A 13,217-nucleotide genomic window follows, 5' to 3' on the forward strand; every position below is an offset into this window, starting at 1 on the left:
CGTGACCGGCGCCCGCATGGTTACAGGCTGGCGTCCAGGGCGGCGATCACGGCCTGGCCCATTTCGGTGGTGGTGGCCGGTGTGCCGCCGCCCGATTGCATCAGGTCGGCCGTGCGCACGCCATCGGCCAGCACCTTTTCCACGGCCTGCTCAAGGCGCGTCGCCTCGTCGCCCTGGTCGAAGGAATAGCGCAGCGCCATGGCAAACGACAGGATGCAGGCGCAGGGGTTGGCCTTGCCCGTGCCGGCGATGTCGGGGGCCGAACCGTGCACGGGTTCATAAAGGGCCTTGGGTCGTCCGTTGGCCATGGGCAGGCCGAGGCTGGCCGAGGGCAGCATCCCCAGCGATCCGGTCAGCATTGCCGCCAGGTCCGACAGCATGTCGCCGAAGAGGTTGTCGGTGACGATCACGTCGAACTGCTTGGGCCAGCGGGTCAGCTGCATGGCGCCTGCGTCGGCGTACATGTGCGACAGTTCCACGTCGGGATATTCGGCGGCGTGAATTTCGGTCACCACATCGCGCCACAGCACGCCGGATTCCATCACGTTGGCCTTTTCCATCGAACAGACCTTGTTGTCGCGCTTGCGGGCCAGTTCGAAGGCCGAACGCGCCACCCGGGCGATTTCGCTTTCGGTGTAGCGCTGGGTGTTGATGCCCACCCGTTCGTTGCCTTCCTTGACGATGCCGCGCGGCTCGCCGAAGTAGATGCCGCTGGTCAGTTCGCGGATGATCATGATGTCCAGACCGGCGACGATATCCTTCTTCATCGAAGAAAAATCGGCCAGGGCGTCAAAGCACTGGGCCGGGCGCAGGTTGGCGAAAAGGTCCATTTCCTTGCGCAGCCGCAGCAACCCGCGTTCGGGCTTCACGCTGAAATCGAGGGTGTCGTACTTGGGGCCGCCGACTGCGCCCAGAAGCACGGCATCCACCTCTTGCGCCTTTGCCATGGTTTCGTCGGTCAGGGGGGTGCCATGGGCATCATAGGCCGCGCCGCCCACCAGATCCTCGCTCACGTCGAACTTGAGATCGCGCTTGGCGCCGAACCAGTCGATCACCTTGCGCACTTCGGCCATGACCTCGGGGCCGATTCCGTCGCCGGGCAGGATGAGGAGGGAGGGGTTGGACATTGCGGTGCTCCTTGCAAAACGTTGGCAGCGGCCTAGCCCGGTCTTGGCGACAAATCAAGCTGTGGCGCCGCCCGGGGCCTTCATGGCCGGGGTTTTGGCGCGGCCTGACCTGCCTTCGCGCCCGCCGCGCCGCCCAGGGTAAAGACCGGCCCGCCCGGCGGATCGAGAACGGGTTTCAGCCCCTCCACCAGCATGTCCCACACGGCGGCCACGCGGGGTGTGCGGCGCAGGGCCTCGTGGGCGGTCAGCCAGAGGGGCAGGCCGGGCAGGGGCAGGCCCGGCAGAATGCGTTCGACCTTCGGATCGTGGCGGGCCACGCTGGTCTGGGCAAAGCCGATGCCGCAGCCGGCGCGAATAAGCTCCCAATAGACGGTGTGATGATCGCAGCGGATCGGGAAATCGTCACGGCTGACCATCCATCCGTAAGATTGCATCCCGCGGATGATAAGCTCGCTCCGGTCGTAGCCGATCAGGTCGTGCTGCTGCATATCCTCCAGCGTGGCGGGCCGCCCGCGCCGGTCAAGATAGCCGGGCGTCGCATAAAGCCCCAGCGCCAGGTCGCCCAGGTGATGGGCCACCATCTCCAACTGGTCGGGGCGGTACATGCGCAGGGCGATGTCGGCCTCGCGGAACAGCAGGTTCTGGGAACTGTCGTTGGCCACGATCTCGACCGTGATTTCGGGGTGGCGCAGGCGGATCTGCGCCACGATGGGCGGCAGGTGGTGGTGGGCGGTGAATTCGCTGGCGGTGATGCGCACGGTGCCGGCCATGGTTTCGGCGCTTCCGGCGGCCACCAGGGCCATGCGCCCGGCGGCGTCCTGCATGGCGCGGGCCGGTTCGATCAGGGCCAGCCCCGCCGCGCTCAGCGCCATGCCGCGAGGCTGACGGTTGAACAGGCTGGTGCCCAGCCGGGTTTCCAGCATGCGGACCTGACGGCCCACCGTCGGCTGGCTGCTGGAAAGCGCCCGCGCCGCCGCCGAAAGCGATCCGGTGTCGGCCACGGCCACGAAGGCCTGGATCAGCGACCAGTCAAGTGAGGTGAGAGGATTTGCCATTCGGAAATGAATACATGACCCCCGGATTTTGACAATTCCGAAACGTGAGGGAATGACAAATGATCGCCCTCATTCGCAAGACACGGAGGACGCGATGACGGGACGGGTATTGATCTTGGGTGCGACGGGCCGCTTCGGGCGCCATGCCGCCGAAGCCTTCTGGAACGCGGGATGGCGGGTGGGGCTGTTCGACCGGGCCGGTGGCGATCTGGAGGCCCAGGCCCGGGGGCAGGACGTGATCGTCAATGGCTGGAACCCGCCCTATCAGCACTGGGCGCGCGATCTGCCGGGTCTGACCGAACGCGTGATCGCGGCGGCGCGCGTCAGCGGTGCGCGGGTCGTCATCCCCGGCAACGTCTATGTCTACGGGCCGAAGGCGCCGCCGGTTCTGGGCGCCGATACCCCCCACCGCGCCGAGAACCCGCTTGGGCGTCAGCGCATCGCGATGGAGCGCGCCTATCGCGCGGCCGGGGTGCGCACGCTGATCCTTCGGGCGGGCGATTTCCTTGATACCGAGGCCAGCGGCAACTGGTTCGACAAGATCATGATCGCGCGGCTGTCGCGCGGGCGGTTCAGCTATCCGGGCGGGTTGGAGGCGCCCCATGCCTTTGCCTTCCTGCCCGACATGGCGCGGGCCACCGTGGCGCTTTGCGCGCTTGAACATCGCCTGAAGCCTTTCGAAGACCTGGGCTTTGCGGGCTATACGCTGACTGGCAATGCCATTGGCGCGGCGGTGTCCCGGGCGTTGGGGCGCGAACTTCGGGTCACGCCGATGCCATGGGCGCCCCTGCGGGCCCTGTCGCCGCTTTGGCCCATGGCGCGGCATCTGTGCGAAATGCGCTACCTTTGGGATATGCCCCACCGCATCGACGGCGCGCGGTTCGATGCCCTGCTGCCCGGATTCCGGCCAACGCCGCTGGACGATGCCCTTTCACAGGCCATCGCGCACAAGGTCGGCCCAGACCAGCCGGTGACGCGACGCGCCATTCCCGCCTTCGCCAAGTAGCGGGCGCAGGGGATCGTCGGGCGCGGGCCAGAACACCCCCGCGTCTGTCACCCGCCAATGGGTCGAGGGCAGGATGTAATCCACCCGCATGTTGCCCGGATCTTTGGCCCCGGCGTCGTTCCAATCGGCGGTATCAAGGGCCGGGTCGCCCCGGTGGCGGGCGTTCACGCCGCCATCGTCCTGCGCCGCCGCGATGCCGCCGTGCGACCGGGGCTGTGGGTCTTGCAGGCGCGGATCAGCCAGCAGCGCGGCCAGCGCGCCGGGCCGGCCATTCCCATCGGCGGGGTCGAGGTTGGCATCGCCGATCACCACGAATGGCCCCGCAGGCGGAGGGACATCAAGGGCGCCGTCAAGAAGGCGCAGCCAAAGCGCGGTTTCATCGTGGTTGCGTCGGCCGTTGCGGTCTTCGGGGCCGTCGAAGACCGGCGGGGTGGCGTGCCATGTCAGAAGGTCCAGCGTGCCGCCATCGGGCAGGTTGATAGCCACCTGCCAATGGGCCACCGACGACAACCGCTGCACCCCGAAGGCCTGCGCCGAGGGGAAGGGCAGGCCATCGACCACCGGCGGAATGCCCTGCGGAAGATCGGCCCAGAGAAGCGGGGTGAAGCTGACGCTGCGCGCGGCGTCGATGGGCAGGCGCGACACCACGGCCATGCCGCCTTCGCCGGAAAAGCGGCCATGACCCTGGGCATCGCGCGGCTCTCCGGTGCGCCCGTTCCCGTCCATGTCCTGGCCGGTGGGCACCCCGCTGTTGGGGGACAGGGCAAACCGGTGCGGCATGGCATGGCCTGCCTTGGCCAGAAGCTGCGTCAGCGCGGCAAGGGCCAGGCCGTCATGATCATGGTCGACACCCTGAAGCACCAGCACATCGGGGGCCACATGGGCGACGATCCCGGCAATCAGCGCGCCCTGCTTGTCGGTGCCGCTGGCCAGGTCGCGCAGCAAAAGGCCCGGCCCGGCGCGCGCGAGTTCGACGTTGAAGGTGGCAATGCGCAGCGGGTCGCCCGCAAGGGGCCCGGCGCAGAGCAGCGCCGCCAGCAGGATCAGGCCGGCAAGAGGCCCGCGTCGCTGATCGGGGCCTGGGTGCGCTTGAATTCGATCATCGACGCGATCCGCCCCATGGCGATGCCGCGCATCAGCAACGAAGCAGGAAGAAAGGCCCATGCGGTCACCGTCCAGATCAGGGTTTGCGGGTTGGTTGCGGATACCGAACCGAAAAGATCCGAGGCCGAGGATACCATGGATGGCAGCAGAAAGGGCAAGAGGATTCCCAGTACCACGTTCACCCGGGAATCGCGGCGAAGGCGGCCCACGACCTCGCCGCCCGAGGTGGGGTCGAAGGTGGGCAGGTTGACCCAGACGTTGAAGCTGCCGCTGCGCAGGGGCCAGCGTTGCAGCCGCATGACGACGACGAAGGCCGCCAGCGAGATCAGCGAGATCAGGTAGGACAGGCCCGCCATGGCCCGCAGCATGTCAAGCCGCTGAAGCGGGGCGTCTTCGGGCAGCAGCAGAACCACCAGCCGAACCGGGCTGTAGGGAAAATCGATGGCCCGCGCGATCAGAAGGCCCACGGCATGGACGAATTCGGCCAGAAGCCCCGGATGGGTCGCGCCCTTCACCACCACGGCCAAGAGGAAGACCGTCACGAAAAGGCAGCTGAACCTGATCCGGTTGAAGGGGGGCGCGTCGCGGAATTCGTAGAGGCAGGGATAGACCGAGTTGTATTCAAAGACCGTCAGGATGGCGGCGAAGACGGCAACCAGCATGACGACCTGGATCGTGTCGGGCGACATCCCCGGCAGCAGAAGCGCCGGAGTTGCAATCAGCAGCGCCACCAGGAATCCCCTGAGACAGGCGCCAAAGAGCCGCGAAATCACTGCCATGTACCCTCAACCTGGACGGATGCGATACGATGCCGCGCCCTTGTTCCAAACTGTGCCCGGCCAATGTGGCGGGGTGCCTCAATCTTGCCCAAGTTTTGCCTACTTTCACTTCGGTTCTCAACGTCTTGTTAACCTTGACGAAAGTTTCGGGTCTTTTCAGGGTGCAACTGGTGCGCCTTTGCATCAATCTTTCGGTGAAAAAAAGGCAGCCCCACGGGGCTGCCTCAAAATCTTGTGGCTGTGCCTGTTGGCGGCACAAGGGGCGCGGATCAGACCCAGGGGCGTTCCTGCGCGGCCTTCGACTCGAAGCTGTCGATGGCGCCGACCTTCTCCATGGTCAGGCCGATATCGTCCAGCCCGTTCATCAGGCAGTGCTTGCGGAAGGAATCGACCTCGAAGGTGATCTCTTCGCCGTCCGAGGTGGTGATGACCTGGTTTTCAAGGTCGATGGTCATCCGGGCGTTTTCGCCCTTCTCGGCATCCTTCATCAGAAGGTCCACCTGCTCTTGCGGGAGGGGAATGGGCAGGATGCCGTTCTTGAAGCAGTTGTTGAAGAAGATGTCGGCAAAGCTGGGCGCGATGACGCAGCGGATGCCGAAATCCTTGATGGCCCAGGGCGCATGTTCGCGCGACGATCCGCAGCCGAAGTTGTCGCCCGCCACCAGGATCTCGGCGTTGCGGTAGGCGGGCTTGTTCAGCACGAAATCGGGGATCTCGTTGCGGTCGTCGTCATAGCGCATCTCGTCAAACAGGTTCACCCCAAGGCCCGACCGCTTGATCGTCTTGAGGAAGTTCTTGGGGATGATCATGTCGGTATCGACGTTGATCATGTCCAATGGCGCCGCGACGCCGGTGAGTTTTTCGAATTTTTCCATTTCGATCTCCATTCGGGCGGAAGGTCCGGCCCCGGAATTACTTGCGTGCGGCGCGCACAAAGAACGACAGGGCGATCAGGCCCAGCCCGTTGAGCAACAATTCGATCCCCAGGAGGATGCCCAGAAGCTGCGGTCCGACGGCGGCGAAGTTGGCCCAGATATAGCCACCCAGAAGCACAGAAAGCGCACCGGAAATCAGCATCGGCCAGAAGAACCGCGTGTTGCGCATCCGCCAGGACAGGACAATCCGAAGAACGCCTGTTGCCAGCAGAAGCAGCAGAACCAGCATCGCGAGCGAGATGATGCCTTCCAGCGGGTTGATGAGGAAGGACAGGCCCAGAAAGGCCATCAGCGCGCCGATGGCGATGTTCACGATCTTCGATCCGGTCCCCTCGTGGCCCATGATGCTGCCGACGATCTGGAAACCGCCGCTCAGCAGGAACAGCGCGCCGGTCAGCGTGGTCACGGCAAGCGAGGCCACGACGGTATTGCCCAGGGCAAACACCCCGAAGCCTACCGAAACCACCCCCAGCAACAGCCACTTGTTTGCAGGCTTCATGTCATCAGTTCCCGCACGTCAGTCAGCCGTCCGGTGATGGCGGCTGCGGCGGCCATGGCCGGGCTCATCAGGTGGGTGCGTCCGCCCCGGCCCTGGCGGCCTTCGAAGTTGCGGTTCGAGGTGGCGGCACAGCGTTCACCGGGGCTCAGCTGATCGGGGTTCATGGCCAGGCACATGGAACAGCCCGCAAGGCGCCATTCGAACCCGGCCTCGGTGAAGATCTCGGCCAGGCCCTCTTCCTCGGCCTGGGCGCGCACGAGGCCCGAGCCGGGAACGATCATCGCGCGGATGCCGTCCTTTACCTTCTTGCCCTTCAGGATCGCGGCGGCGGCGCGCAGATCCTCGATCCGTCCGTTGGTGCAGGACCCGATGAACACCGTGTCGATCTCGACCTGGGTCAGCGGCGTGCCGGCGGTCAGGCCCATGTATTCCAGCGACCGGCGCGCGGCATCCACCTTGCCGCCCTTGAAATCCTCGGCGGCAGGGACATTGGCGGTGATCGGCAGAACGTCCTCGGGCGAGGTGCCCCAGGTGACCACCGGCGCGATGTCTTCGCCACGGATGGTGATGACCTTGTCCCAATGGGCGTCGTCATCGGATTTCAGCGTCTTCCACCAGTTCAGCGCGGCTTCCCATTGCGCACCTTTCGGGGCGTGGGGGCGGCCCTTGCAGTATTCGAACGTCTTTTCGTCGGGCGCGATCAGGCCGGCGCGTGCACCGCCTTCGATGGCCATGTTGCAGACGGTCATCCGCCCTTCCATGGAAAGATCGCGGATCGCCTCGCCGCAGTATTCGATCACATAGCCGGTGCCCCCGGCGGTCCCGGTCTTGCCGATCACCGACAGGGTGATGTCCTTGGCGGTGACACCCGGCGCCAGCTTGCCGGTGATTTCCACCTTCATGTTCTTGCTTTTCTTCTGGATCAGCGTCTGGGTGGCAAGCACATGCTCAACCTCGGAGGTGCCGATGCCATGGGCCAGCGCGCCGAAGGCGCCGTGGGTGGCGGTGTGGCTGTCACCGCAGACCACGGTCATGCCCGGCAGGGTCCAGCCCTGTTCGGGGCCGACGATATGCACGATGCCCTGGCGCACGTCGGACACGGGGTAATAGTGGATGCCGGTATCCTTGGCGTTCCTGTCCAGTGCCTCGACCTGGATGCGCGACTCTTCGTTTTCGATGCCCTTGGCGCGGTCCAGCGTGGTGGGCACGTTGTGATCGGGAACTGCAATCGTCTTGTCCGGGGCGCGGACACTGCGGCCGGTCATGCGCAGCCCTTCAAAGGCCTGCGGGCTGGTCACCTCGTGAACCAGGTGGCGGTCGATATACAGCAGGGTGGTGCCGTCTTCGTCCTCGTGGGCGACGTGGGCATCCCAGATCTTGTCATAAAGCGTTTTGGGGGACATGGTTTGGTCTCTTTCGCAAGGGGTGGGCGATGGATAATGAACCGTCGGGCGCGCGGCGCGCGTCAAAGCCGTGCGAGAACGGTCAGCGTCGCGCCGAAAAAGCGCCAGGGCAGGCGCGCGCGGTCATCCATGTCGAAAACCTGAGTCATGGCAGGCTGGATACAATGGCGCGGGGTGCGGGGCAAGATGATTAGCGCCGCACCCGGGGTCTGACAGGATGCGCTCAGGCGTGGCGCGGCTGGGCCAGCACCACAAGGTTGGAATCGGGGTCGCGCAGGCGGACGATGGTCACGCTGTCGCCCCGTTCGATGCCCGGCGGGTTGAGCCCGAGATCACAGAGCTGGTTGTGCACCTCGGCCAGGTCCCGGACGAACAGCGTCAATGTGCCGTGGCCGGCGTCGTCGGGGTTCTGGAACAGCTGGAAGCCGGCATGGTCTTCGTGGTGCCATTCGGCCAGGCCCTCCATCGGGCGGGCATCGGGGCCGCGCCCGAAGATGTTGGCGAACCATGCCGTGCCCTGCGCAAGGCTGCGGCATGAAAGCTGTGCGTAGATCTTCGCGATGGTCATGATGCCTCCTTGGTCGCGGGTTCAACGCGCCAGGGGGCCCGATGTTCCGCGCTCAGCGGGGCGCGGCGGCGCGGCGCAGCCGGTCGTTGATGGCCAGGCCCAGACCGGTTTCGGGAACGGGCGAAACGGCAATGCGGCTGACACCCATGTCGTCCAGCCGCCTGAGGTGGCGGAAAAGGTTCGCGGCCGCCTCGGCCAGGTCTCCGGTGGGCGAAAGGTTGAGACTGGCCCCCACCGGCCCGAAGCCCAGAAGGGTTTCGCCGGGTTCGGGGGCGGTGACGTTCAGCCGCACGGTTCCGTTGGGCGCGTAATGCGAGGCAAGCTGGCCGGGCGCCGTGATCTGCGTATTGACGCCGGGGCGGGCCAGCGGCGCGCCGATGTGTTCGGCCAGGGTTTCGGCGGCGATGCCACCGGGGCGCAGCAGGGTGGGCGCCGGGTCAAACCCGACGATGGTCGATTCCAGCCCCACGCCGCAGGCGCCCCCGTCCAGCACCGCGTCGATCCGCCCGCCCAGCCCGTCGATCACATGCTGCGCCGTCGTCGGGCTGACCCGCCCCGAGGGGTTGGCCGACGGCCCGGCGACGGGCCGGCCCACCGCCGCCAGCAGGCGCCGCGCCAGCCCCAGGTCGGGCAGGCGCACGGCGACCGAATCCAGCCCCGCCGTCACCAGCGGCGACAGCCCCGCATCCCGGCGCAGCGGCAGAACCAGCGTCATCGCCCCGGGCCAGACGGCGCGGGCCAGAGCCAGCGCGGGGCCGTCAAGAACGGCATAACGATGAACGGAATCGATGTCGGGCAGGTGGATGATCAGCGGGTTGAACCGCGGGCGGCCCTTCGCCTCGTAGATCGCGGCGACGGCGGTATCGTTGGTGGCATCGGCCCCCAGCCCATAGACGGTTTCGGTGGGAAAGGCGACAAGCCGACCCTGCCGCAGAAGGCGGGCGGCTTCGGCCACATCATCGGGTGTCTCTGTCAGGGTTCTGGTCATGTCGGCTCGTGACGCTGCGTTTCGGGTTGCCGGGTGGCGCGGTGCGCTTCAGATTGCTGGCATTGCCTTAGTCCCCCGTGCGCGCGATGCCAAGCGTGGCGGACCATTCGTGCCAGGAGGATTTCATGCCCTATCGCGCCATTGCCGACGAATTCACCTTTCTTTTCGACAATGTGGTCGACCTGAAACAGGTCGCCGCCACCGAGATGTTCGCCGAGGCGACGCCGGACATGACCAGCGCGATCCTGACCGAGGCGGGCAAGCTGTGCGAGGATGTGCTGGCGCCGCTGCAACGGCCCGGTGACACCCATCCGGCGGTTCTCGAGAATGGCGTGGTGCGGACGTCGCCCGGTTTTGCCGAAGGCTATCGCGCCATCGCCGAGGGCGGCTGGATCGGCATGTCGGCCCCGCAGGACCACGGCGGCCTGGGCCTGCCCATGGCGGTGACGACCGCCGTAAACGAGATGATGTCCTCGGCCTGCCTGTCGCTGCAACTGAACCCGCTGATGAGCCAGGGCCAGATCGAGGCGCTGGAACATCACGCCAGCGACGAGATCAAGGCGCTGTACCTGCCCAAGCTGATTTCGGGGGAATGGTGCGGCACGATGAACCTGACCGAACCCCAGGCCGGCAGCGACGTTGGCGCCCTGCGCACCAAGGCGGTGCCCGGCGGCGACGGCACCTATGCGATCACCGGGCAGAAGATCTATATCTCCTGGGCCGACAACGATTTCACCGAGAACGTCTGTCATCTTGTTCTGGCGCGTCTGCCCGATGCGGTGCCCGGCACCAAGGGGATTTCCCTGTTCATGGTGCCCAAGTTCATCCCCGACGCGGATGGCACCCCCGGCAAGCGCAACGCGCTGAACGTCGTCAGCCTGGAACACAAGATGGGCCTGCACGGCAGCCCGACGGCGGTGATGCAGTACGATGGCGCCACCGGCTGGCTGGTGGGGCCGGAACATGGCGGCATGGCGGCGATGTTCACCATGATGAACAACGCCCGCCTTGGCGTGGGGGTTCAGGGCATCGGCGTGGCCGAAGGCGCCTATCAGCACGCGCTGGCCTATGCGCAGGACCGCAAGCAGGGCCGCGCGGGCGGCAGCGGCACCATCATCGAACACGCCGATGTGCGCCGGATGCTGGCAACCATGAAGGCCGACACCCGCGCCGCGCGGGGCATTGCCCTGATGTGCGCGGTGGCCATCGACATGGCAAAGGCGCTGGATGACGATGCCTGGAAGGCCCGCGCTGCCCTTCTGACGCCGATCGCCAAGGCCTTTGGCACCGATGTCGGCATCGACGTGGCCCAGACCGGCGTGCAGGTGCATGGCGGCATGGGCTTCATCGAGGAAACCGGCGCGGCGCAATATGCCCGCGATGTCCGCGTGACGGCGATCTACGAAGGAACCAACGGCATTCAGGCGATGGATCTTGTGGCGCGCAAGATGATGGATGGCGGCGACGCTGCCTTCGCCCTGCTGGACGAGGTGCAGTCCGCCGCCGAAGCCGCCCGCGCCGGCCACGAAACCCTGGCCCAGGCGGTGTGGAACGCCGCCGAATCCCTGCGCGAAACCACCGAATGGCTGGTCGAGCAGGAGGTGCAGGACAGGTTCGCCGGCGCGGTGCCCTATCTGCGGGCCTTCGCGCGGGTGCTTGGGGCGCATGTGCATCTGAAATCGGCGGTGGCGGGTGATGACGCGCGCAGGGCCCTGGCAGATTTCTACATCCGCCGGATGTTGCCTGAACATGCCGGCCTTCTGGCCCATGTCCGCGCTGGGGCCGAGGGCCTGATGGCGATCTCCCCCGACGATCTGGCGGTCTAGGGGTGGCCCCGGCGGGCCTGCGATACCCCTTCGCGCCGCCCGAACTGGGCGCCGCCACCGAGGTGGCCGAGGGCGTGCTGTGGATGCGCCTGCCGCTTCCCATGGCGCTGGACCACGTCAACGTCTACGCGCTGGAGGACGGCGCGGGCTGGTGCATCGTCGATACCGGTTTCGACAGCCGCAAGTCGCGCGCCCTGTGGGAGGCGCTGTTGGCAGGGCCGCTGGCCGGGCGCCCGGTGACGCGCGTTCTTGTCACCCATCACCACCCCGATCACATCGGGCTGGCCGGCTGGTTCCAGGGGCGGGGGGCGGAGCTGATCACCACCCGCACCGCCTGGCTGATGGCGCGGATGCTGGTGCTGGACGACCAACCCTTGCCGACCCCCGAAACCCTGGCCTTCTGGCGCGGCGCGGGGATGGACCCGGCGTTGCTGGAGCAACGGGCGCAGGAACGGCCCTTCAACTTTACCGATGCTGTGGCGCCACTGCCCCTGGGGTTCACGCGCATCGCCGAAGGCGGCGTGGTGCGGATCGGCGGGCGCACCTTCGATGTGCGCATCGGCAACGGCCATGCGCCCGAACATGCCACGCTCTGGTCGCGCGAGGATGGCCTGGTGATCGGCGGCGATCAACTGATCCCGTCGATTTCGCCCAACCTCGGGGTCTATGCCACCGAACCCCTGGCCGATCCGGTGGCCGACTGGCTTGAATCCTGCGCGCGCCTGGCCCGGTTCGCCGATGAAGGGCAACTAATTCTGCCCGGTCACAAGCTGCCGTTCCATGGCCTGCCCACCCGCTTGCGCCAGTTGATCGACAATCACCACGGCGCGCTGGCCCGGCTGGAAGTTCACCTTGCCACGCCGAGAACCGCGACCGAATGTTTCCCGGCCCTCTTCAAGCGCGAGATCGGGCCGGGCGACTACGGCCTCGCCCTGGTCGAGGCTTTCGCCCATTGCCAGCATCTGTGGCACGCCGGGCGGGCCACCCGAACCCGGCGCGATGACGGCGCATGGCTCTGGCAGATGAAGGCTTAGGCCGCCAGCGATGCGCCCAGTTGCCGATATTCGGCCTGGCCGTCTCGCAGCATCAACAGCCGCCCCGGCTCCACGCAGCGCCAGCGCAGCCCGTCATCCTCCAGCGGCTCCGAGGCAATCGCCCGCCCGCCATTGTCCAGCCTGTCCGAGATATAGAGCGAGGGGCACTTCCCGTCCGAGGCATGGCGGAAGGCATAAAGCGCGGCGCCGTCGCTGAAGACGCAGGTCATGCGCACCGGGCCATCGGGCGTATCCTCGCCCAGGTCGGCCAGCATCGCGTCGATAGCCGCGACCGGATCACGGTCCAGCCCATGGGCCAGCAGCATCAGGAACAGAAGCTCGGAATCCGTGGTCCCCTTGCGGTGGTGATACAGCGCGTCCGGCAGCGCCGATTCGACCCGGCGGCGGATGCGGTTGATATGGGGCACCTGCCCGTTGTGGCAGAAGGCCCAGTTCTCATAGGCGAAGGGATGGCAGTTCGCGCGCGAGGTTTCCCCAACGGTCGAGGCGCGGATATGCGACAGGAACAGCGGGCTGCGCACCATGCGGCACAGGCTGACAAGGTTGCCATCGGCCCAGGCGGGCAGGACATCGCGGTAAAGCCCCGGCCGGACGACATCGGCCAGGTACCAGGCGATGCCGAAGCCATCGCCGTTGACGGCCAGCTTCGCCTCGGTGGCGCGCTGGCTCTGGGTCAGCAGCGAATGGGTGGGGCGCACGATGATGTTTTCCAGCGGGATCGTGGGGCCCAGGTAGGCGGCAATGCGGCACATGGCGTCAGCGCACCGCCATCGGGGCAGGGCGGGGTCGCCTTGATGCGGAAGGGTTTCGGTCAACGGGGGGGCGGGCGTTGTACGGCATGGGGCTGCTCCGGCGGCTTTCACCGGCACAGT

At 66.6% G+C, this 13,217-nt stretch carries 13 protein-coding genes; 3 read left to right on the plus strand and 10 right to left on the minus strand.

From position 1 onward, the window contains the following. Positions 1 to 20: 20 nt before the first annotated feature. Together leuB and H7828_RS15635 are read right to left on the minus strand one after the other, a co-directional pair. Positions 21 to 1,127: a 3-isopropylmalate dehydrogenase gene (leuB, locus tag H7828_RS15630; protein WP_226781994.1), complete on the minus strand. Its 1,107-nt coding sequence runs from the start codon at positions 1,125 to 1,127 to the stop codon at positions 21 to 23. 80 nt (positions 1,128 to 1,207) lie between these two features. Beyond that, a complete protein-coding gene (locus H7828_RS15635) occupies positions 1,208 to 2,182 on the minus strand; it encodes a LysR family transcriptional regulator (RefSeq protein ID WP_226781995.1) in 975 nt (324 codons plus the stop codon). 94 nt (positions 2,183 to 2,276) lie between these two features. On the opposite strand from H7828_RS15635, the gene H7828_RS15640 reads away from it, so the two are divergent. Continuing rightward, positions 2,277 to 3,188, plus strand: coding sequence for a Rossmann-fold NAD(P)-binding domain-containing protein (locus tag H7828_RS15640; RefSeq protein WP_226781996.1), 912 nt, complete (start codon positions 2,277 to 2,279; stop codon positions 3,186 to 3,188). On the opposite strand, the gene H7828_RS15645 is transcribed toward H7828_RS15640, so the two are convergent. The 7 genes from H7828_RS15645 to H7828_RS15675 form a co-directional block, all read right to left on the minus strand. After that, positions 3,114 to 4,283, minus strand: a complete 1,170-nt coding sequence (locus H7828_RS15645; RefSeq protein WP_342592304.1) for an endonuclease/exonuclease/phosphatase family protein — start codon at positions 4,281 to 4,283, stop codon at positions 3,114 to 3,116. The two genes, H7828_RS15640 and H7828_RS15645, sit on opposite strands and share 75 nt — an antisense overlap. After that, positions 4,232 to 5,071 (minus strand): hypothetical protein, encoded by an 840-nt coding sequence (locus tag H7828_RS15650; protein WP_245398751.1) that lies wholly within the window; start codon positions 5,069 to 5,071, stop codon positions 4,232 to 4,234. Before H7828_RS15650 ends, H7828_RS15645 begins: the two co-directional genes overlap by 52 nt. 269 nt (positions 5,072 to 5,340) lie before the next feature. Continuing rightward, complete coding sequence (gene leuD / locus H7828_RS15655) at positions 5,341 to 5,946, minus strand: 3-isopropylmalate dehydratase small subunit (RefSeq protein WP_226781997.1); 606 nt, start codon at positions 5,944 to 5,946, stop codon at positions 5,341 to 5,343. A 37-nt stretch (positions 5,947 to 5,983) separates the two neighbouring features. Continuing rightward, the gene (locus H7828_RS15660) at positions 5,984 to 6,505 is read right to left on the minus strand and encodes a DUF308 domain-containing protein (protein WP_226781998.1); all 522 of its coding nucleotides are present in this window, start codon (positions 6,503 to 6,505) and stop codon (positions 5,984 to 5,986) included. Then, positions 6,502 to 7,908: a 3-isopropylmalate dehydratase large subunit gene (gene leuC / locus H7828_RS15665; protein ID WP_226781999.1), complete on the minus strand. Its 1,407-nt coding sequence runs from the start codon at positions 7,906 to 7,908 to the stop codon at positions 6,502 to 6,504. The genes H7828_RS15660 and leuC overlap by 4 nt, the downstream gene beginning before the upstream one ends. Before the next feature lie 223 nt (positions 7,909 to 8,131). Continuing rightward, positions 8,132 to 8,476: a VOC family protein gene (locus tag H7828_RS15670; protein ID WP_226782000.1), complete on the minus strand. Its 345-nt coding sequence runs from the start codon at positions 8,474 to 8,476 to the stop codon at positions 8,132 to 8,134. 52 nt (positions 8,477 to 8,528) lie between these two features. Next, a complete protein-coding gene (locus H7828_RS15675) occupies positions 8,529 to 9,464 on the minus strand; it encodes an L-threonylcarbamoyladenylate synthase (protein ID WP_226782001.1) in 936 nt (311 codons plus the stop codon). A 125-nt stretch (positions 9,465 to 9,589) separates the two neighbouring features. On the opposite strand from H7828_RS15675, the gene H7828_RS15680 reads away from it, so the two are divergent. Together H7828_RS15680 and H7828_RS15685 are read left to right on the plus strand one after the other, a co-directional pair. Next, positions 9,590 to 11,290, plus strand: coding sequence for an acyl-CoA dehydrogenase family protein (locus H7828_RS15680; RefSeq protein ID WP_226782002.1), 1,701 nt, complete (start codon positions 9,590 to 9,592; stop codon positions 11,288 to 11,290). A gap of 2 nt (positions 11,291 to 11,292) precedes the next feature. Continuing rightward, the gene (locus H7828_RS15685; RefSeq protein WP_226782003.1) at positions 11,293 to 12,324 is read left to right on the plus strand and encodes an MBL fold metallo-hydrolase; all 1,032 of its coding nucleotides are present in this window, start codon (positions 11,293 to 11,295) and stop codon (positions 12,322 to 12,324) included. Here the strand turns inward: H7828_RS15685 and H7828_RS15690 are convergent. Continuing rightward, a complete protein-coding gene (locus H7828_RS15690; RefSeq protein ID WP_226782004.1) occupies positions 12,321 to 13,097 on the minus strand; it encodes a class II glutamine amidotransferase in 777 nt (258 codons plus the stop codon). The two genes, H7828_RS15685 and H7828_RS15690, sit on opposite strands and share 4 nt — an antisense overlap. Between the last annotated feature and the right edge of the window lie 120 nt (positions 13,098 to 13,217).

Origin of the sequence: Oceaniglobus trochenteri, from assembly GCF_020529025.1 — a bacterium.
Taxonomy (GTDB): Bacteria; Pseudomonadota; Alphaproteobacteria; order Rhodobacterales; family Rhodobacteraceae; genus Oceaniglobus; species Oceaniglobus trochenteri.